At 42.4% G+C, this 21,664-nt stretch carries 11 protein-coding genes; all 11 read right to left on the reverse strand.

The genetic code is table 11. The features are described 5' to 3' along the window. Positions 1–3,099, reverse strand: a complete 3,099-nt coding sequence (locus tag K7A41_RS13310) for a SusC/RagA family TonB-linked outer membrane protein (protein WP_265714065.1) — start codon at positions 3,097–3,099, stop codon at positions 1–3. A gap of 23 nt (positions 3,100–3,122) precedes the next feature. Beyond that, positions 3,123–4,688, reverse strand: a complete 1,566-nt coding sequence (locus tag K7A41_RS13315) for a fasciclin domain-containing protein (RefSeq protein WP_265714066.1) — start codon at positions 4,686–4,688, stop codon at positions 3,123–3,125. A 29-nt stretch (positions 4,689–4,717) separates the two neighbouring features. Further along, the gene (locus K7A41_RS13320) at positions 4,718–6,331 is read right to left on the reverse strand and encodes a fasciclin domain-containing protein (RefSeq protein ID WP_265714067.1); all 1,614 of its coding nucleotides are present in this window, start codon (positions 6,329–6,331) and stop codon (positions 4,718–4,720) included. Between the two features lie 7 nt (positions 6,332–6,338). Then, the gene (locus K7A41_RS13325) at positions 6,339–7,805 is read right to left on the reverse strand and encodes a RagB/SusD family nutrient uptake outer membrane protein (RefSeq protein WP_265714068.1); all 1,467 of its coding nucleotides are present in this window, start codon (positions 7,803–7,805) and stop codon (positions 6,339–6,341) included. 11 nt (positions 7,806–7,816) lie between these two features. After that, positions 7,817–11,056 (reverse strand): SusC/RagA family TonB-linked outer membrane protein, encoded by a 3,240-nt coding sequence (locus K7A41_RS13330; RefSeq protein ID WP_265714069.1) that lies wholly within the window; start codon positions 11,054–11,056, stop codon positions 7,817–7,819. 45 nt (positions 11,057–11,101) lie between these two features. Further along, positions 11,102–13,300, reverse strand: coding sequence for a fasciclin domain-containing protein (locus K7A41_RS13335; protein WP_265714070.1), 2,199 nt, complete (start codon positions 13,298–13,300; stop codon positions 11,102–11,104). Positions 13,301–13,377: 77 nt separating this feature from the next. Further along, the gene (locus K7A41_RS13340; RefSeq protein ID WP_265714071.1) at positions 13,378–14,829 is read right to left on the reverse strand and encodes a pectate lyase family protein; all 1,452 of its coding nucleotides are present in this window, start codon (positions 14,827–14,829) and stop codon (positions 13,378–13,380) included. 156 nt (positions 14,830–14,985) lie between these two features. Beyond that, positions 14,986–16,323 (reverse strand): pectinesterase family protein, encoded by a 1,338-nt coding sequence (locus K7A41_RS13345; RefSeq protein ID WP_265714072.1) that lies wholly within the window; start codon positions 16,321–16,323, stop codon positions 14,986–14,988. Between the two features lie 12 nt (positions 16,324–16,335). After that, positions 16,336–18,069: a fibronectin type III domain-containing protein gene (locus K7A41_RS13350; RefSeq protein ID WP_265714073.1), complete on the reverse strand. Its 1,734-nt coding sequence runs from the start codon at positions 18,067–18,069 to the stop codon at positions 16,336–16,338. Between the two features lie 74 nt (positions 18,070–18,143). Continuing rightward, complete coding sequence (locus tag K7A41_RS13355) at positions 18,144–19,778, reverse strand: DUF4957 domain-containing protein (RefSeq protein ID WP_265714074.1); 1,635 nt, start codon at positions 19,776–19,778, stop codon at positions 18,144–18,146. A gap of 45 nt (positions 19,779–19,823) precedes the next feature. Further along, positions 19,824–21,662, reverse strand: coding sequence for a RagB/SusD family nutrient uptake outer membrane protein (locus K7A41_RS13360; protein WP_265714075.1), 1,839 nt, complete (start codon positions 21,660–21,662; stop codon positions 19,824–19,826). Positions 21,663–21,664: the final 2 nt, after the last annotated feature.

Consider the following 21,664-nt stretch of genomic DNA (forward strand, 5'->3'; position numbering starts at 1 on the left):
CTAGAGTTTAAAATTGACGCCTAATTTAAAAGTTCGAGGTAATGGGATTTTCCCATAATCTATGCCTGTATAACCAACGCTATTGCTGTATGCTGTTACGGGATCTAGCCCTAAATACTTACTCCATGTAAACAAATTTTCAGCAACGATATACCATTCCGAATTGGAAAGAATCTTAAGCCTATGATTGCCAAATCTATACGACAACGACAAATTCTCTAAACGCATGTAAGAGGCATCTTCAATCCAGCGGCTAGAAAATCGTGCGTTCTCCATAGGGTCGCCGTATTGCGCCTGCGGGACATCGGTTTGCTGACCATCAGTTTGCCAACGACGTAAAGCTGCAATGGATTGATTGCTGTAACCAGCGAGATCCTCAAGACTTCTCCGTACAGCATTGTAGACCTTGTTGCCCTGGGTAAAACTCATAATTCCTTGCAGTTGAAGCTTCTTATAACGCAAAGAGAAATATGCTCCCCCAAATAATTTCGGCAAACTATTCCCTAAATCGACCTGATCTTCAGCGTCTATTATACCATCATTATTCACATCTTTAAATTGAATATCGCCCGCTGCAAACATTCTATTTTTGTAATCATACAAATTCAATTGTTCAGCTTCTTTGGAGCTGGCGATAACTCCATTGGATTGATATCCATAAAAAGAAAAGGGTGATTTCTCCACCGCATGGATGCGAACAACATCATCTTCCTGTTGTAACAATATTGGGTTCACGCTCAATAGTTTTTTCACAGAACTATTTAATGTCGATAAATTACCTACAAGTGTGAAAGACCAATCTTTCTTATCAACGAAAACGAAATTAGCATCAACTTCCAAACCATGATTGTCGATTTGCCCTCCGTTTAAGAATATCCTGTCGATACCAGCTATCGGCGACACCGAAAAACCATTCAAAAGATGACTCGCTTTATTGTAATAATACCCCAGGTTGACATTTAAACGTTGATTTAGCCCAGAAAAGATCAAATTACCTTGAAGGTTTTGGTTATCTTCCCATCTAATTTCATTGCTAGAAATATTGCCTACGACAATTCCAGCCAATTGTCGATATAATTGGCTACTGTAATACGACTGTCCCATCTTGGATGAAAAACGGCTGTTACCAGTCTTCGCGTAGCCAAATTTTAATATCAGATTGTTCATCGATTCATGTTCTTTGAGAAAAGACATATTAGAGAGCAAAATTGATAAGTCCGCGGCCGGCAACAGTCCAAACCTCTTGGCATTTGCGCCAGTAACCGAAGTACCGTCAACACTAAGATTGACATCCAACTTCAACAAGCTACGCCAGTTGTAATTAACATAACCATAAACGTTCATCCAATTCCAGTCTTCATCATATCCCCAAAACTTACGGCCCGCATTGCTCACATAATTAAGTGTACGGTAAAAATCTGAACTCGTATTCCTCCCCGCACCTGCATCATATTCCTGACTATTGAGCAGCCCTTGTATTCCGGCACCAGCGTCCAATTGGTCTCTGCCCAATTGCTTCGCATAACTTCCATAAAAATTCCATGAAATATTGGAAGTTTTTCCGGCCCCCGATCGTGCCGTATTTAACGCTATCCCATTTTCAAGCGGTACAATTGTACCACTTGAAAGCCCCGGAACAAATGTTGTCTGTCTATTATAATTTGTATAGAAGCCGAGCAAAGCATTAAATTGAAGATCTTTAGTCGCCCTGTAACGCAAATTTGCCTGCGCAAAAACATCATAGATATCTGAGGTAAAATCGCCAGTTTGTAAAAGTGCTAAGGGATTAGATACACCAAATTGTCTCACACCATCCAGATCAGTTAATAGATTATTGTCTTTATCTTTCGTAAAGGCACTAAGAATAGGCGCTCTATACATCGCGGCCAACATAGGATTGGTGGCTTTTAGCATACCCTGCTCCTGCAGCCTTCCTGTGCTATAGGTCAATGCCATAATTGCATTCAGGTCAAATTTCTGTCCTAAAGCAATATTCGAATTCAAACGTGTGCTGTATCGCGTATTGTTCGTATTATCCAATACGCCCTGTTGGTTTAAAACACCAAGAGAGAGGTCATATTTTGCGATGGCATCTCCACCTTTGATCCTTAAATGCTGATCTGTTACAAAAGCATTCCTATAAATCTGATCCTGCCAATCTGTTTTATTGTTGTACAGATAGTTATAATAATAATTCGGGTCATCTTTCAGGAAAGGAAATTGTGTCAAGAGCTCACCCATGTCTTCATAATGAGTCATACCAACTGCACCAAGATAACTCTTGTATTGACTATCATTTAGTAAAGGCAACGTTCTGAATTGATGCGCTACCCCAAAATTACCTCGGTACTCAATGACCGTTTCCATATCATCAGATGCAGACGTTTCTAATTTCAGTACACCATTGGAGCCTAAAGAGCCATAACGTGCTGTTTCAGCACCCTTTAAAAATCGAATACTCTTAATGTCGTGCACATTAAATGGAGCGAAGACACTTCTTGAGTATCCGCCAATAATCGGAGAATTATCCATATCTGGTAAATAGGGTACATTATCGATGACAACCAGCGGGTTGTTATTTGCTTCAAATGACCGAACGCCCCTAAAATTCAGAGCTCCTCCTTCGGAAGGCATCCCACTTTTGTTGGTAACACGTAAACCAGCAATTTGCCCTGTGAGTACCTGCTCAACTGTAGCAGCTCCTTTAGGGTAATGATTAGCGGTCAACACGGTGGAATTAGCTGCAGAAAAGGATCCAGAAACCACATTTTCATAATGCTCGCGTCCCTCCGAAATCAACGTTATTTCAATTTCATTTCGGCCCAACACTTCAATACGTGATTCGAAGAATCCTGGACTCCAAATACGAATAACTGGGGACTTATCTATTATTTTATCAAATACGAATGTTCCATCCGCTTTTGTCTTGGTTGTATGTGTCGAGTTCAAAATAGTAACAATGGCCCCTTCTACAGGAGCTTTATCATATGAATTCACGACTTTTCCGCTAATATTTTGCTGAGCATAACTATTCATGCAGAACAAGGAGAATGACAAAGCCATTGACAACTTCCAAACAAGTTTATTTTTTCTATACATGAGGTCTCTACAATTTCATTTAGTTAATAATTATTTGCCGTTGGAATTAGCGCCCAGTGATAAGGTTCTATATTTTCTACCGTTCCTTTACCCAATCCTGCAAATTCAACCTTTATTTTAAAGGATCGAATTTCATCCCCTTCAATAACGACGGGTCCAACCAGCCCTCCCCAACCATTGTACTTCGTTCCAGGTACGGTATTTGTTGCGCGATCGTAATTCCACGGAGTAGCAGGCTCTACATTTAATGATTTTGCCACAAGCTTATCATCTACATAAATATTCACAAATGGATGATTTTTGGCCAAAAATCCCATATATAAGTTATATTCTCCCGGTGGCACTTCTACAATTTTATAACCGGTTGAGCCATCAGGTTTCCGTTCCAACATAATGGGAGTAAAATCGATCGATGCTGGCTTGTTATCTGCGATGTCTCCTCGAATTAGCAAAGTCCTATAGGTTAACTCTATACCCAATGTGGGGAAGCTCACCTTATCCCTATCCTTGGGTTCTATATTGGTCACATTGGCTAGGCTAAATAGATTTGCTTTTTCATTTTCCGGCACATATTCATAGTAATGAAACAGCTGTTTTATCATTTTTATATGAACATTATTAGGAATTTTTAATTTCGTAACGTTAAAAATTCGGCCGTTACTCATGCGCTTATATTGTGGATCCACCAGCTGTACACTTGGCTTCCATAGTCGATTAAATGCGGACGTCAGATCCTTTGTACCATAATCTTCTATAATTTCATTATAAAAAATGGCCTCTTTGATCCAAGTATAGGCTATTAAGGAATCTTCTTTCAAAAACTTCTTTCCAAATTGATCATAGAGGCTCTGTAGATCCGCAAAACAGTTTTTAATGACAGTATTAGCTGGCAAAAACATTGTCACATTTGCAAATTCGGAACGGATGTTTGCCTTATCAAAAATTGGATTTGTGATTGTAAATACGGAATCGTATAAGGTATTTCCAGTTGGGTCTACGCCAATAGGAACACTATTTGATAAATCGAAAATTGTATCGTTCATGGCAAGAACACTATCTCTAATAATCGAATAGTCGTTTCCAAGACCACGGAGATAATCATAGATACTGACATCCGGCTTTAGCAATAGGTCAATTTCATGAACCACCCCATTTTTACAAAATTGATTGGCTTTTATAAGGGCAGCATCACCAACATACACATGAGCATCTTTACGGGAAATCGTCAGATACTTACCATTTAATGTAATTAGCTTTAAACCATCCTTGAGTTTTCCACTGTCATATTTCAGGTTATTGATATGATACTTCAAAATCGAGGCTTTATCTTCTGTAGATGCTTCCAAGGCTACCATCTGATCATTAGGTACCGCCCAGATTGTTAATTCTTGATCGCGTGTCAGCTCCTCAGCAATCCCATACTCCTCCAGCTTGGAGACAAATAGGCTATATTGGGGTTGAGTTTTAAGATAAGCTAATAAATCCAAACTGGATACGGATCCTTGTTCCTCATAATGGTCGTTCCAATTCTTCTTACACCCTGTTGCTACAACAAGTATCAACAGGAGAATTCCTACAATTTTTTTCATCTGTAAATAATTAGATTTCATTTATTTGGTCAATCAATTGGTTCGAATTGGATGTAATCTAAGGTCAACAGCTTACCATCCAGCGATAATATGCGTAGCGTATGGTTTGTTGTTTCATTAAACTCTACAGTCCCTAAATCGTTTGACATGATCTTGTCGGAGCTCGTATTGGACATCACCAATCGGGGATAGAGCATTTCGTTATCTAATATAAAAGCACAGATTCCCGTATTTGAAGCATACTTTGTACTCGGCCATGTCAATTTGACTTTATATTTTCCTTTTATAAGGGTTGGGCTTTGCATCTGAATCCAACCTGACTCTCCCAATTCCACACGTAAATGATCGTAATTCAGAGAACCGGTGTACCAAATACCGTCCGCGCTCCTGTTGTTACGGTAAATTAGGACATTTGACTTTGTCTCCGGCTGTGCCTGCCATACAATACTCGTTAAATCGCCCGCCACGAAGGTCTTATTATATTGAGCCCCTAGACTTGGATTTCTATATTGTGTGACATTGGCAGCGATATCCGGGTAATCTGTAAACTCCCATACCACTTTTACCTGCTCAGGAACAAAAATTGGCATCCAATGATCAACTTCATGCATTACCCCATTTTTACAAGGAATATTGATTTCATTAAAATGAATAGAACCGCCGCTACGCTCATCCGAATTAATAACCAAGCCATTCCCCCCTTCGCTAATTTTGATCAATTGGTACTGCGCCATTGTCTCGATATTCATTTTTGTTGCGCCAGCAGGAAATTTTCCCAAATCAGCGAATGAACGCTGTTGGGCCAATAAGTGATACGCCATATAACGGTTGGCAGGATGATTTGTCGATTTTAGGTCCGAACTTGATGCGCCCAGTTCATTCAACAGCTCTGCTAACGTATGAATACCTTCTTTCATATAAACATCATCGGGTACTGCAAATGCCGTATACTTGAAGCGTTGCTGAATTGGGTTTCCATCAGGATCTGTGCCTGCAGTATACACGGTATTTAATCGTTCATCATACCCGGTAGCAACCGCCAAATCATAAAATATGCTATATTTTTTATCCTTCAATCGATCCAAGACCGTCGCTGTAAGTGGCTCCAAAACGTCGTCAATACCATGGATAATACCGTTGGTCACCTTAATATCGAAAGCATTGAATCTAGACAGTCCATTCAAATAGATCTGATCTAAACCACCTTCTTTAAATTCAACAAAAAGATTGTCATCAGTCGCGTTTAAATCTGAGATTGCGCCACTCTGAAACTGACCAAGGTCAATTGCAACGTTTGGGATAAGATGATAACGCACCAAATAATTCGCATCCTCTTTTGTCATCTGATCTACCGAAGTCAGATTTATTTTCTTTAGATATCGCTCGACACCTTCATTGATCGGAACAAAATGCGTATATATTGTATTGATATTTAAAGTATTGTACAAATCCGCCTTTTCAAGAACCTTTACCCATAGGCTGTATTTTTCGGGCTGATTTTTGAGATATACGGCCATTGGCAAGTCTTCATAGGCTGAATAAGTATTATGTTCAAAATCATCCTTACAGGATTTAAGTATGATTGAAAAAAGTCCAATAAAAAGCAACACGATTTTAGAAAGAGGAATAAGATTCTTTTTCATTTTTGCATTAATTTAGGTTTTCATAATACGGGTTCTGCACGAGCAACTTATTATACTTCAATTCATCGGCATGGATTGGCAAATAATGTGCATTTTCATTGAGCAATAAGGATCTAATGACTGGCGTTGAAGCGCCTGATACACCTAGTAATACCTGTTCGATCAAATATTCCTTATATTTATATTGATCTCTTTGCGCTATGCGCAACAAATCAAACCAGCGTTTTCCTTCTCCAACAAACTCCCGGGCACGCTCATCCATTAAGGCTTTTAATAAATCCAGTTCGGTACTGCCAGCTTCCAGCGGGCGGGAAATAGCTGCCCGTGAACGGATTGCCGTGATCAATTCCATCGCCTGTGGGTAATAACTTTCCCCTTTCATGATTAATGCCTCAGCCTTCATCAGATAAATATCCGCCATACGGTAGATGATCCAGTTTTGATCACTGTAGGGTCTAGGAATTGTTGTATTTCCCTCGGCTCCTAAATATTTCCAAAGCTTGTAGGTAACCGTTTCGTAAGATGCTCCTGCTCCACGAATATCTTCGGCATTTTCTGTAAATAATGACACACAGTAATTGGATATGATCCAATTGTAGTTAGCTCCAAATATGTCCATCAAGTTATTCGTCTGTCCTTTTGTATAGTCAAATTGGACTTCAAAAATTCCCTCATTGGAATTGCCGGGGCTGAAAATACTGAACCAATTATTTTTATTATTGACTGTTCCCTGCAAGAGTCCGTATTTTCCTGATTGCAGTATTGCATTACATGAAATAATGGCTTCATCGTATCTGCCAAGCCATAGATAAACATCAGCCAGCACGGCATGTATCGCCCATTTGGTAGAGCGACCTTTGGTTTCCCACACTGTGGGCCAGATTTCTTTGCCATTGGTAAGAGCGGTAGTAAGATCTTGGACGATTTGTTCAAATAGCTGCTGTTTGGATGATTTTGGCAACTCGTAAGCCTGCTGATCATCCATATAGGGTTCTAGGATCAATGGAGCCTCTCCAAAGCTCCTGACGATATAGAAATAACTGAGTGCCCGTAAAAAATAGGCCTCAGATAAAAATGAGGACATCGTCGCCTGATTGAAAGAAGGGTCTCTATCGACCACGGCCGGTGAATATTTTATAACCATATTGGCATAATTGATAATCTGGTAAAACTCGCCCCACTTAGCATAACTGTTTGTCGGCAAAAGCGAAAAATTTTTTAATCGCTGCAGGTCGCCGTCAATGTAGCCACCCAGACTCAACGTATTACCCCTGCCCTCGCCCCACGCCAACATGGTTTTTACGCTAGCTTGTAATTTAACGTAAGCTGCCCCCAATACGGCCTCAACCTCCTCCTTATTCGTCCAATAAGCATCACTGACCTGTTCATTCTGAGGCTTGAGATCAAGCCATTTTTGACAAGATGTTGCCGACAATAATAGCAACAACATCATTAATTTATAGCATATTTTCATCCGCTTACTTTTTAAAAGTTTACATTTACGCCCAAAGCAAAACGTCGTGGCCGGGGCGTGCTTGCATTATCCTGACTCAACATATAGATGTTACTTGATAGAGAGACTTCTGGATCTTGTCCCGAGTAATCGGTCCAGGTAAAAACATCTTGAACCGTAGTAAATATTTCACAGCGCGTCAATCCCCATCGTTCAATTAACTTTTTAGGAAGCGTATATTTCAGCGACACCATCTTCAACCTCACAAAAGAAGCATCCTCTACAAAGCGGTCAGAACCCAGGTAGTTATACCCTTCACCATATAGCGCCCGTGGTATATCTGTAACATCGCCCTCTTGCCGCCAACGCCCAAGTACTGCGGTACTTTGGTTAGCTGTTCCATACATATTCTCCGTATTGATCCGCACTTGATTAACGACTTTCTGGCCAAACCTACCGTGCAAAAATGTACTCAGCGCAAATGCTTTGTATCGCAGATTTATCCCCCCTCCCATCGTAAATAAGGGCATTGCATTTCCTAAATAAACAATGTCATATTGATTGATCACACCATTGCCATCGATATCCTGATATTTGGCATCGCCCGCAAAAACCCGCCTGTTGCCATTCATCATAAATACAGGCTGTCCCTGTAAATCATAAATCACCTGACCGTCCAGATCTTTTGCATAGGTATCTTGTTCATTCTGATATACACCGATATAATGGTATCCATAAAATGAGCCCACCGGATTTCCTTCAATAATCTTATGAGCGTATTTGCCATTACCGAAATTGTAATTTTCAAATTGCATATTATCGGGTAGTACAATGACTTCGTTTCTATTACGCGACACATTCAAGTTAACAGAGAGACCAAAATCATTGGAACGGATTGCCTCAGCATTGAAAATCAATTCCCAACCTTTATTGGCTAACTTTCCGGAGTTGTAATACCGCATTTTACCAAAACCAGTGGATGAAGGTAATGTCACGTCTTTTTGCAGGAGGTCTGTCGTAACCCGATTGTATAGCTCACCCGTAAATTGCAGCCTGTTTTTAAAGAAAGAGAGATCTACACCAAAATCAGTTTGGGTTATGGTCTCCCATTTAAGATTATCCAATTGAATGGATACAGGCCCCACTGCAGTCATATCAATATAGCCCGGAGTAAGCGGCTGAAAAGTACCTAAATAGGTAAAAGCACCTGAAGGTGCATTACCACTCTTCCCCCAGCTAAAACGGAGCTTTGCTGTACTAATAAGCCCCAATTTTTTTATAAAATCTTCATCACCAAGATGCCAGGCAACACCGATGGAAGGAAATCCTTTCCAGCGATGTTTTGCCGATAGGCTGGAATTGGCCTCCCAACGGTATGTACCACTGACGATATAACGATCCTTATAGGCGTAATGTAAACTGGAGATTGCGCCGATATTCCGTGTCTTAGAATTTCCAGATCCCATATTCACAATGGCTCCACCAGCAGTCGGGTCACTTAATGATGACGAAGCATTTCCTGATGTCTCACTGGCATAGCTAAACTTACGTGCTTCATTCGTCTGCAGTAAGCCCGTAGCAACGATGTTGTGGTCTTTTATTTTTTTATTGAAAATAAATTTATTCTCCGTGTTCAGATATAATTCATCCGATAACATATCTGATCCCCTGTTAAAGAACGGGTCGGTCCAGATCACCCCCGTAACTGCTTGTGGCAAATATTTTCGATTTTTCGTTGATCTCGTATCAAAACCTACGGTACCCATATATTGCAGTTCAGGAATAATTTGATATATCCCACGGAAGATAACCCTTGCCTGTTCACCAATAGTATTGTTGACGGATTCGTTCACCATCGCGACAGGGTTGAACATTTGGTTATCGCCAAATGACCCCTGAAAGTTAATCCGTGGCGTAAAATATTGGTCTGTATACTGTCCGTCCTCTCCGATAACAAAGGGGCTCATATTCGGCATTTTTGTCATGGCCATACCTCTTGGCGTACCGACATCTCCACCCGTCCAAAAGTTCTTCCGGTCGCTAATGGAATAAGACATATCGGCATTGACATTGAATTTGTTGGAAAATTTATAATTGAGGCTCAACAGTGAATTATAACGATTCAGTTTGGTACCCTTTGTCGTGCCCACATCATTTAAGAAACCAAGTGACAGCCTGTAGGTCGCTTTATCTCCACCACCACTTATAGACAGTGAATTATCTTCGAAATGTCCCACTTGTGTTACCTGATCAAGCCAATTGGTATTTTGATTATATTCATTAAAATACACCCACGATGGATCATATTTGATTTCGTTGGTATTATAAAGTAGGTTGAGGTAGGGAAGTGCGTTATTATAACCAAGATCATTCACGGAGTTCCATACCGCATCTTGGACCATCGCGACATACTGGCTGCCATTCAGCATTGGAATAGTCTGTGCTTCCCGCTTAACGTCTAATTTACTGGACAACGCGAATTGGGTTTTACCTTTTCTGCCCTTCTTGGTGGTAAATAGTAAAACACCGTTGGCACCTTTAGATCCCCAGATTGCGGTCGCAGCAGCATCTTTTAATACTTCTATGGATTCGATATCGTTGGGAGAAATATTTACCAAGGCGCCAAAATCCTCATCATTGGCTGTGGAGAAGTTGAAATCGCTGCCAATAGAGGTTGGATAAGGAACGCCGTCCACTACAATCAGCGGTTCAGAATTACCGTTCAACGAAGATGTACCCCTTATCCGGATGGAACTCCGCGCCCCCGGGTCGGCACTGGACACGATATCGACATTCGCCAAGCGGCCTTGCAATCCACTTTCAATGGACGCAAAAGGCAGAGCTTCCAGCTCTTTCATATCAAAACGTTCCGTCGCCGAAACCTGGTTCCTATAATTGATCCCCATGCTGTTTTTAGTATTGGACTTCTCTTTTGTAACCACGACTTCGTCAATCATACGATCATCCTTAACGAGTTTGATAATCACACTGCCCTGTCCCTTATATGGTATTTTTGTTGTCTTATAGCCAATACAGGCAGCAACAACAGTTAGACCTTCACCAGAGGGAACCGCTATGGTGAATTGGCCTAAATTGTCTGTTGAAGCCCCCATCAGACTCCGATTATCCTTGTTTTCGATGTAAACGGAGGCCCCTGCCAAAGGCACGTTTTGCCCACTTTGAACTCTACCTGTCAAGACTTTGGCCCGTTGCCCAAAAACGGGTAGTACAAAAGCAATGCAGGTCATCATTAAAAATATATTTAGCTTCATGAATTTTAGATTATGGTAATGAAATCAGAGCGAATGAAATCATGCCTATTGCTTCAAAAGTTTGTTGATATGATAAACTGCCCCATCATTAAATACTTGTGGAAAATAGTCCACAATCGGAATGCGCGTGCCGTCCGAATCTTCTAGAAGCAAACTATTCCCTTGATCCACCAATGTGAGTTGCCGATAAATGTTATAACCTGTCCTCCGTGTTGTATTCCAGGTTCCTTGAACAGCAAAACCAGGGAATGGATAGTCGCCAATAGAATTGTCAGGAACAGAAACAAAATAAGATTTAAGATATTCAGCCAGGGCTGCCTTATCCGTGGGGATGAGACCTGCCGCCAAACCAGATAAAACGGTTGCATTATCCGGTGCGAACAAAATAAAACGATTCCCAAAAAGAAAGGAGAGTGAACTCCCTGCATCAATCATACCTGCTTTAGCCAATAACTTCGAGAATTCGGCGTATTTATTTAGGGGATTACTGCTTGTTTCAGCGCCAATCAGCGTAAACTTGATTGTCCGCGTTTCGCCCAACAGTGTTTGAGCTACTTCATAACTCTTTCCGTTGTACCAATTTCCGACAAGCGGCAACATGGATATAGACTCATTACTATTATAGGTAGCCGTCGAATACAAGTTTCCATTTTTCGTAAATATATAGTTATATGGATTTCGGGTCCGGTAAACCTTGGTGCCGGCCAAACTCGTTATATCATCATACACAATGTGATCGGAAACAAAAAGCTCCTGTTGACGTTGCGACATCGCCACTTTAACACCATCGTTATTTTGAATCTGTACCTCTTCATCTCCAAAGACCAACGGGCTACCCTCATTCCAAAAGATATAACTATCACCGTAAAGCGTATTGAGAATTTCTTCATCGGACGGAATCAACAGTGTGTAACGTATATCTCTACTCGCCAATGTTTTGTACATACCTGAGTTATAAAGCATATACATGAAAATTTTGTATTTCGGATTGACCAATACGGGGCCAGTCACACTATTAAAAGCTTCGGGAATTAATACTTTATTTAAGCCATAGAATGTCCCATTGGAGGCTATTGCTTTTTCTCCTACATCCGACTGCGTATTGAAAACAATAGGAATTCCATCAACGGTTTTGATTTCCGGATTCTTACCGATCTCAGCAGGAAAAACGATATTTCCTGCATACACATGGTTTCGTAGCATCATTGCCAAAGGCAACATGTCTACATCTTTTATCGACGGATAATAGGATTTAAAATATTGATTAAAGAAGGTTGACAATGCTTGATTGCTAGGGGCAAATACATTAAACGCTTTATATGAGAGACTCCCAAGGTCGGCATAGTCAGGGATACCAGCCTCACCGTTGTAAGACCATTCTGACGCTATTGCGGGGAGGGCCCCATGGTTGACTAAATATAAGGAGTCGCCCGGCGCAGCATAATTAAAACTAGCTTGTTCATCATAAGTAAAATTTCGAAAACGATCATAAACAGACAAAAAATCTTTATAGCTTCTGCTATGTGCCAAACGCTCATAAACAGTCGGCAATGGCGCGATTACCCGATCGACCACATACACATAGCCGTTATCTGCAGGAATATCATATTCTGTAACCCCTGCATTAGAGACAGCGAAACCATTTTCTCCGGCCCAGCTATCGGGCCCAAAAAAGTATTCATAATTCTGCTTCGCATCAATTCCTTTCGTTTGAAAATGTGTCGCAGAAAGAATGGGTACAAACCTGTCCTTGTGATAGACTTTTTTCCGTTTTCCATCTGTGACATCGATTTCTTCGCTGATAGAATCTTGACTTCTGCTGCGATGCTTGTAATACAGACCTGCAAAAGCCGGTTGCACATTTTGACTCCCCTGCGGTTGATAATTCATCAGCCGACTTTTATCGTACGAATAATAGATCAGATGGTAACCAATAATTTTTTTTAGCTCATCGAAGGGGATTTGCTCGATTGAGGTCAGGTTTCTATTTTTCAAATAGGTTAAAAACACTTGGTCCTTGGGTGCAAAAACCGATACGATCGTCTTACCATTCAATATTTCTTTAAAACCGGCACGCTCGACTCCATCTAAGAAAATGGAGAATTCTTTTCGGTTATCCAAAACCTCCCACACATTGCCCTTCAGCCAATCTGGTCTCTCGTAGTGCGATATAAGTTCCTTTTTGGAACAGGAATACGAACAGGCTAAAAAGACACTAATAGCATAGATGAATAGTCTTTTCATAAAAAATTAAAATGCGCCAATTTGTGATACTGGCATTGGTTTACAAATGAAGTTGGATGATAGCAAGCTAAACCAGCTTATTTTTGTGCTAGCAGGATCAAATAGGCTTCCAAATTGAGATAACCTTTGAACAACGTATGATTACTTGCCTGCAAGGCATCAGCACTATTATTTTTATCAAGCTTCAACTTTTCTTCCCATTCATCGGGTATTCCATCACCGTCCGAATCTATCGGAAGTTTAGTCGATTCAAACCGTCCCAACCCTCCGTTTTCCAAAGGGAGGTCAGATTCCCGATAGGTATAAAATCCCAGAGTTCCTTTACTTTGCAGCTCATTGATTAAAAAAGAATCTACCTGGTCTCTTTTGGGTAATGTGGCACCGACATGGTCAATCAAATAGGCATAGGCTTTTTTGGCACTCATTTTGGGTCTCAGGGTTGGGTAAGTCTCGTAAAAATCGGCGGTCTTAAAATTATTGGCGGCGATACCAGGATACCAGGCTTCTGTAGCCTCAATTAATTCTCCATCCAGCTTACCATTCTGATTATTGTCAAAATAATTACCAGACTGATAGAGATTAAAGTTGCCGTTTCCTCTAGAAAATGGAGTTCCTTTCGTCTTTGGAGTTGAGGGCCCTCCCACAAAATAATTATTTAATATGGTCACGTTCGACTCTCCGGAGGATTCACCACCAAGAATGTAAGCATCCGCAGATACACTATGATTAGGATAGGTCGTATTGGCATTTCCAAAGTTATACACAACATTATTGACAAATTCGTTAATGCCTTTTACTTTCGGATTTCTGGTCTTGTTGCTATGATATAATGATCTGATAATAGATATTTTTCCACCTGTTTGTATCAATCCGCCAGCAGAGTGATTGTGACGATGTAGCCCCTGCCCGATGATTGAATTCTGGATGGTGATACTATCTGGCTCATTCCCCTTGTTATCCCAATTTATGGAAAATACCTCATCCAAGCCCCAAGTAAAGGACATATGGTCGAGCATGATATTTTTTCCGTTGGCAATACCGGACGCATCGTCACTTTTCCCGGCACCCGCATTGGCACCGAGCCTGATCCTAAGAAAACGTGCAATCGTCCCGTTTGAGCCAGAAAAAGAAACTTTCCTTCCATACAAGACCACACCATCGCCTGGCGCCGTATGCCCGGCAATGGTGGTGTTTGCAGCAACGGCTAGATTGGATTTTAATTTAATGATTCCGGAGACGTTAAACAATACAAAACGTCCAGGCTTGCTCACGGCATCACGGAACGAGCCCGGACCGCTGTCATCCAAATTGGAAACAACATAAACAGACGGCGCAGCTGCACCTCTGGCCCCTGTGGCAAAACGGCCAAAGCCTTCTGCCCCAGGAAAAGCAAGTAGCCTTCCGTCTTCAGTTGTAGCATTACTTTCCGCCCATTCAATCCATGCCAATCTGGAGACAAGTGGATCCTTGGAACAAGAAAGAAGAATCATGGCCAAAGCGCCAAAAGAAAATAGATTCTGTCTTTTCATAATGATGAAATTTTCAAGCCAACCGGTGCCGGCTTGAGGTTTATAATTGTTATATATATTGGTTTACACAATATTACCCAATGCAACCGGTTTCATCATCCTGCACTGTACTGTTGTATGTCAAAAGGACACCAGGGTATCGTAGCTTGTTTTCTCCTATTTTTTGTGCTTTGTTACTATCCGCGCGTTTTCCGGTAAAAAGGCCGGTTTCCAGCCATCCAACACCTTCTCTTTTGTATATCGCTCTGCTTCGGCATCGGTCAGCTGATGTGACCAGCTAACACGGCTGTTTATATCAGCTCCTTCGCCACTACTCTTATATTCCGCATAATACACTGTCTTTTCATTCTCCGGATTTCCCCAATTGTGCCAGCCCTGCGGCCGAATATGTTTTCCCATTTCAGTATTCATAAAGACAACTTTTGCATATGGGCGCCAAGGTCGGCCCAACCACACCTCTGAGACATTGTTTGCAGCGGTTAATTTACAGTCGACAAAGACATAACCATATTGTTGCTCAGCTGGAGTAGAGGCAGCGGTAATATAGCCTCCGGTACGGTTACTATGAACCTGGCATTTGGAAAATAAAGTCGACGAACCTCCGAACATAAAATCCACAGAGCCTTCTATATAGCAATTTTCCAACAGCGACTTTGTTCCATTGTGTCCGTACCACGTATCCTGATAGCCCAATATTTTACAATCATTGAAGGCGGACCTGGGTGCGTCTATATATAAAGCGACCGCTTGCCCGGCATCCATACCCGCAGAATTGGCAAAGGTCAGTCTTTCACCAACAAACTGATCTCCTTTTATATATACGGAGCGGGAATCTGCCGTTCCATATGTACCACCATCAGGTTTAGTTTTACCACTGTAATTGTCAAATGTCAAGATGGTCGTTTCTTTATCTTCACCTATCAGGTGAATAAGGGGTTTATTTTGTGGTATTTCAACGACTTCTTTATAAGTTCCGGATTTGATATAGATATAAAAGGGTTGTGCTCCATTGACAGGAGCTGCATCAATGGCTTTCTGTACAGAAACATAATCTCCTGTACCATCTTTTGCTACAACAATATCCGGCACGAAATCTTCTTTGGGCATCGCTGCAGTAGTGAATGTTTTCACCTGTTTTTTGGAGGTGAGAGATGGCGATGTAAGGCTTATACTCCGCAGTCTGACTGTATAAGCTGTATTTGCTTCCAACTCCTCAAAAGTATATTTGGTATCCTCTATCGTATCGGACTGCCTCAAAGTTGATGCAAAAGAAGGTCCTGCTGAAAGTTCAGCAAAATATCCGTCAGCACCGGCAATGGGATTCCAGCTGACGGTTGCTTGATTATGCAGGCTTTCAATATATATATCCTGGGGGCCTTCTAGCTCAGAAAGCATTTGTTGATTATACAGCATTTCATTTTTGCAGGAAAGCAGGAATAAGATACAATTGAAATGGACCGCACCATTGATCCAATGTAAGATTTGATTTTTCATCGAACTTAAAGTTTAATATAAATGTTTTACCAAACTATTCAGATATACCTCAACGTTATCATAGCCCGAGCTCAAATCCCTATCATTTGCATTTGGTTTGCCCGGATCCAACTTATTGGCGATCTCCCACGCATCTGGCATGCCGTCCCCATCGCTGTCTTTTGGTATTGTTCCTTGTTTGAGCTGAGGCCATCCACCCACATCATCTTGTGAGTCAATTATGCCATTCCGGCTCCGATCATCACCACTAGATCCGTCCGCCGTAAAATTTCCATTCTTAACTGTATTTATTATCCGGACGTCAGCATCATCCCGTACGAGTGAGGCACCCACTTTTTCCAGAACGTCTTGATAAGCTTGTTCAGCCAATTCGGTTTCCACATTATCTTCGATAGGCAAAGCTGCTGACAACCGAATGGCACTTAGTGTAGCCTGATCCAGTATGCCATATTTGGCGTTAAACTGGTTGGCTACTCCATAGCTCCAATTATCGGCATTTACCTGTTCATAACCCTCGATTACATTTCCATGTACATAAAATTTCCCCCAGACATTGTAAATTGGCGAAGCCTCATTTTTTTCGTATTTGTCAATGGACACTATTCTTCCGCGCACACCCGAGCGGGTTGCGGGGCCGGATTTATAATAATTATTGACTATATTGACGTTCATCGCTTCCCCCCCATACCCACTGTTGCTCGCCCAATTGTAAAAAACATTATTCCGGATATCCACAAGATCCGTCAACGCGTAGGATGTTCCTTCCCGTTCGCCAAGTCGTGGGTTTCGGCTATCATGATGCGCGATGAGGTTGTGATGAAACGTAGCCTTCCTTCCCCCCCATATTGCTCCATAGCCGTGGGCTCCTTTTGCATGCGCCGATAAGCGCAAGCTTTCGGCAATGATACACCATTGCATGGTGAAATTTTCATTGTTATAGAATGATGCGCATTCATCGGTAGACCAGCTCATAGAGCAATGGTCTATTAAGATATCTTTACGTTCGAAGCCGCCGATAGCATCCCCTTCCACCTGCTGTCGGTTTCCCATTCGGAAACGCATAAAGCGGATCACGACATTATCTGCCTTTATGCTCACGGGATAATCCTGCAGGCAGATACCATCTCCGGGCGCTGACTGTCCGGCAATGGTCAGATCGCCATTCTTGATATCCAGATTGCTCCTGAGCGTAATATTGCCAGATACCTCAAAGACAACGATACGGGGACCAGTTTGATTCAGGGCATCTCTTAAGCTTCCGGGACCAGAATCCTGCAGGTTGGTCACCTTGATGACCTTTCCTCCACGGCCTCCGGTAATCTGCCGCGCAAAACCTTCGGCCCCGGGAAAAGCATATACCTGCTCCACAGCAACAGCTCCTGTCTGAAAGGACTTGTATATGCTCCGCGATGTAAATGCCGGATTATCCTGATGTATCGCCCGAATCCGTAAGGTATAATCTGTCTTGGGTTTTAAATCAGCTAAGGCATATTGCTCATTTTGAATGGTATCGCTGGAGTAAACCACCTTACCGAAAGATGTTCCTTCTGCCAATTGCAGAAAATAGCCATCTGCCAGCGGATCCTTTGTCCAGCTAAAATTTACCTTTGTTCCTTCGACCTGCACATTTAGGTTTGAAGGATCTGCCAAAACTCCCCCGTTGTCAGGCTGCTGTACAATGGATTTTGAGCATGCGGCATACATGCCAACCGTAGTTAACAGTAGTACTGTTGATAATTTCATCATGTTAAGTAAGGTTTAAATTGGGTATAGTTATTCCTATATAGCCGATCACTCAGCTATATAGGAATCGGTTATTTTTATAGTCTCCAACGAGGATCTCCGGCATCATCTTTACCTGCAAATCCGTTATCCTTAATCCGGAAATTGCCCACAGCTGGATCTGTAAATAAATCCGTGCTTTTCTTGGTATAATCAAGTGTGGGCAGAGGAACTAGATCAGACGCTTCTTTCCAGGTAAAATCGGCCGTACGGTAATTTCTGCTGGCTGTAATCTGTGTACTTGGGTTGATCCTTATCCCTCCAAGGGTCTTGTTTGTCGCATTAGGATCTGCGGACTTCGGATCACCGAATATCAAGCCTGCGATTGTGAGTCCACCAGCAATGGTATTTTTTGTTCCATCAAAATCTATAAAGTTTCTTCCCGAAAGCGGGGCACGATAAAATGTGACGTGTTCAATCTTGTAAAGGCCGCTGGCATTGTTTTTACTGGCGAGGAATGCATCCGCGTTATAGACTGTTGAATTTTCCAATGAAAAATTATTGACCGCCGACTTATTGTCATCGACTGTTAATACAGCATAGCCCCCAATGTTATAAATGATACAATTGGAAAAAGTCTGTTGCCCGACAGTGATGCCGCCTCTGTACCTGGTCACTCCGCGCACATCGTGTATGATACAGTTTTCAAATGCCAACAAATCGATAGTTGCCATTGTATTTGCGTTGAAAATGTATTTACCAGCGGCATCATTGCTAAACAATTCGAGGTCAACAAATGCCAGCTTGGCCATATTACTATTCGCTGTAATGCCAAAATTGGATATTCCACTTAAGGACAATCTTGCTTTGGCGCTCACCAATGGATTATCTTCAGACATTATGGTTATCGATTTACTAAAGTTAACCGCACCTGATATTTCATATGTTGCCCCTTTTTTCAGCAAGATGGTCGCCCCGGCATTCGCTTTGGCGATGGCGTCGCCCAAATTAACAGTTGCAGGATCTTCTTTGCTTAAATCTATTATCTCTCCGCTCAAAGGTTCTTTTGTTGTGTAACTATTTTCACCCCTAAACTTCTCACCGCTATACAGTGCCACACGATAGGCTGTAGCCGCTGTTAGATTTTCAATCAATAACCAGCCATCCGCTATATTCTGGGCTGTAAGCGGGATGGTCTGCACGAGTGTTTCCTGAGCAGACTCAGCAACTACCTGGAAGACCTTTACTGTTGTCACGGCCTCACCTTCGTTTTTCCATTTAAAAAGAATACGGTTCATACCGACATCCGACGGAACCGGAAGGTGGACGATTGTGGGAAATCGCGGTGTTTTTACTTCGCCAAAATCCGCTGGTCTCGAGTTCTTTGCCGGATCCGAAGGATGTAAAGCGGTGACCCGAACCTGATAAAGCTGCTGCCACAGCAGGTCGTCCACGGTCCCTCCGGTAGTGTCCACGACCTCTATTGACTTCGCCACGGTCTTAAAGGTATCCACACTGACCTCTATGGTATATCCGGCGGCACCTTCAGTCTGTTGCCAGGCTACATCAATATAATTGCCGGAGGCCTGCAAAGAACCTTTGATGGCAGGCCTGAATAAACGGGGAGCATCCCCCTGAAGCTCGGCAGTCCACTCTTTTTTACATCCTGTCAGGAATAGCATAACCATTCCACAAAGGACGATTGAATTTAATATAGCTGAAATACGTTTCATCTTGTTATATTTTTGTTTCCATCAATCTGCTGTGTTTTCACCTGATCAGAAATTATAGCCTTCATTTTTTAATGTTCCCAGGCTGCTGGTTACCGTCGAACTATGCAACGGCAATATATAGGGAACAGGAGACAGTCCGGTATCATCCTTATATCCGCGCCATGAACGTAAAATATAGTCGGCAGGACGCTGCTCTTTATCATTGTATAAGGCCTTGAGCCAAGTCAGACTGGTATATCCGTCCGGATTATCCCCCTTTGAAGGACTATCTTTTAACTTAGGCGGCACAACGACCTGTTTAAACAATCCACCATACCATTCGATGGTCTTATCTGCTTTCAGTCGATAATAGAGTGTACCCGGTAGAGTAGCATAGGGGCCGGCTCCATTAAAGGTGTTTTCTCCTATTTCGGCAAGGATCTTGCGATTTTCAGCAATTTTTTTACCAAAGAGATTCCACCGAATTAAATCATAATGACGAATACATTCGCCTCCCAGTTCCCAGGCTCTTTCGTTCACGATAGCATCAAAGAAAGTACGCTTACTGCCTGCGACCTGATTTACATACTGATCAACTTTGCTCGCCCAGGCGGTTTCCTGAAAAGCACGTTTCCGCACTAGTTTTAATGCCTCCTGAGCTTCCAAAGTTGGGCCATTGAGCTCATTTTCACTTTCCGCATACATCAGGATAACATCCGAAAGACGCATGATCGGCCAGTTGATCCCTGTACCTTTCGCCGAATTTGCACCGGAAGGCGTCGGCATCAATAATCTGTTCCACTTACCTATACCGATCCCTGTTGCCGAGATCGTAGCCTGCTCGAGTTTGTTGTTATATTTGATGAATGAAGCGGTCTTGAACAGTCGTGTATCTAGCGTATCAAAACTGTAGACATAGGCCGGATTATAGGGCATATAACTTGAGCCAGAGCCATATGGGTGTTCACCTGCGTCTACAGCGACGCCTATATTCCACCCCACATCTCCGAAACCCGGCGCAAAGGCCACTTCGTAGAGCACATCGGTTTTGCTGTCTACAATCCACTTACTCTGGTTGTCAAATACATCGCCAAATTTGGGGTGCAGCTGATGCCCCGATTCATCCATTACCTTTTTACTGTATTCCCTGGCGATTTTATAGTAGTCGAGATAATCCTCTTTTCGTCGCATGGTCATATCCGGATACAGCCAATATCCGGCGCGACATAAGGCGAGCCGGGCGATAAATCCTTGGGTAAACTCACGGTTGACAGTCTCCACACCATAGGTCAGCTGAGCGGCTGGTTTCATATGGGGGACAATACTGATCAGATCCGCGATCAAGGTACTTAAAATCGTATCCCTTCCAGTGCGTGCTAGATACAGATTATCACCGCCCTGAGTCGGCTTTAATTTAAAGGGCACGTCGCCCCAGTAATTCACTAACCAGTAATACCACATAGCTCGTAGTGTCTTGGCCTCTCCAAGGAGCTGTTTCATATCCGCATGATCGGCCATAGGTGACTGCTCAATACCCTCGATCGCCAGATTGGCCCGATTTATAGCACTATAGGCGTTGTTCCAGACCGTCCTGATGTCACCGTTACCGTCTGTCGCTTCCAATGACCAGATATCGCGCCTCGAGTTTTCCGGAGCAGCTCCCACACCCCCCACTTCTATATCCGTGTTGGGGATGAATGCGTTTGACAGCCGTGAGGTGAAAGCATCCTGGTTAAACAACGCATAGATGCTGCTTACACCTTTGGTGGCATCGCTGACATTTGCATAAATTATCTCCTGTGTAAAATTGGAAGGCGAGTCGGTGTCCAAAAACTTTTCACAGGAAACAAAGGCCAGTGAAAAGATGACCGCGATATAGCTGGATTTTATAAAATACTTTCTCATGT

The organism is Sphingobacterium sp. InxBP1, assembly GCF_026191775.1.
GTDB lineage: Bacteria > Bacteroidota > Bacteroidia > Sphingobacteriales > Sphingobacteriaceae > Sphingobacterium > Sphingobacterium thalpophilum.

Coding starts and splice junctions, on each gene's coding strand:
- K7A41_RS13310 (WP_265714065.1), bottom strand. CDS start 3,099: ATGTATAGAAAAAATAAACTTGTTTGGAAGTTGTCAATGGCTTTGTCA.
- K7A41_RS13315 (WP_265714066.1), bottom strand. CDS start 4,688: ATGAAAAAAATTGTAGGAATTCTCCTGTTGATACTTGTTGTAGCAACA.
- K7A41_RS13320 (WP_265714067.1), bottom strand. CDS start 6,331: ATGAAAAAGAATCTTATTCCTCTTTCTAAAATCGTGTTGCTTTTTATT.
- K7A41_RS13325 (WP_265714068.1), bottom strand. CDS start 7,805: ATGAAAATATGCTATAAATTAATGATGTTGTTGCTATTATTGTCGGCA.
- K7A41_RS13330 (WP_265714069.1), bottom strand. CDS start 11,056: ATGAAGCTAAATATATTTTTAATGATGACCTGCATTGCTTTTGTACTA.
- K7A41_RS13335 (WP_265714070.1), bottom strand. CDS start 13,300: ATGAAAAGACTATTCATCTATGCTATTAGTGTCTTTTTAGCCTGTTCG.
- K7A41_RS13340 (WP_265714071.1), bottom strand. CDS start 14,829: ATGAAAAGACAGAATCTATTTTCTTTTGGCGCTTTGGCCATGATTCTT.
- K7A41_RS13345 (WP_265714072.1), bottom strand. CDS start 16,323: ATGAAAAATCAAATCTTACATTGGATCAATGGTGCGGTCCATTTCAAT.
- K7A41_RS13350 (WP_265714073.1), bottom strand. CDS start 18,069: ATGATGAAATTATCAACAGTACTACTGTTAACTACGGTTGGCATGTAT.
- K7A41_RS13355 (WP_265714074.1), bottom strand. CDS start 19,778: ATGAAACGTATTTCAGCTATATTAAATTCAATCGTCCTTTGTGGAATG.
- K7A41_RS13360 (WP_265714075.1), bottom strand. CDS start 21,662: ATGAGAAAGTATTTTATAAAATCCAGCTATATCGCGGTCATCTTTTCA.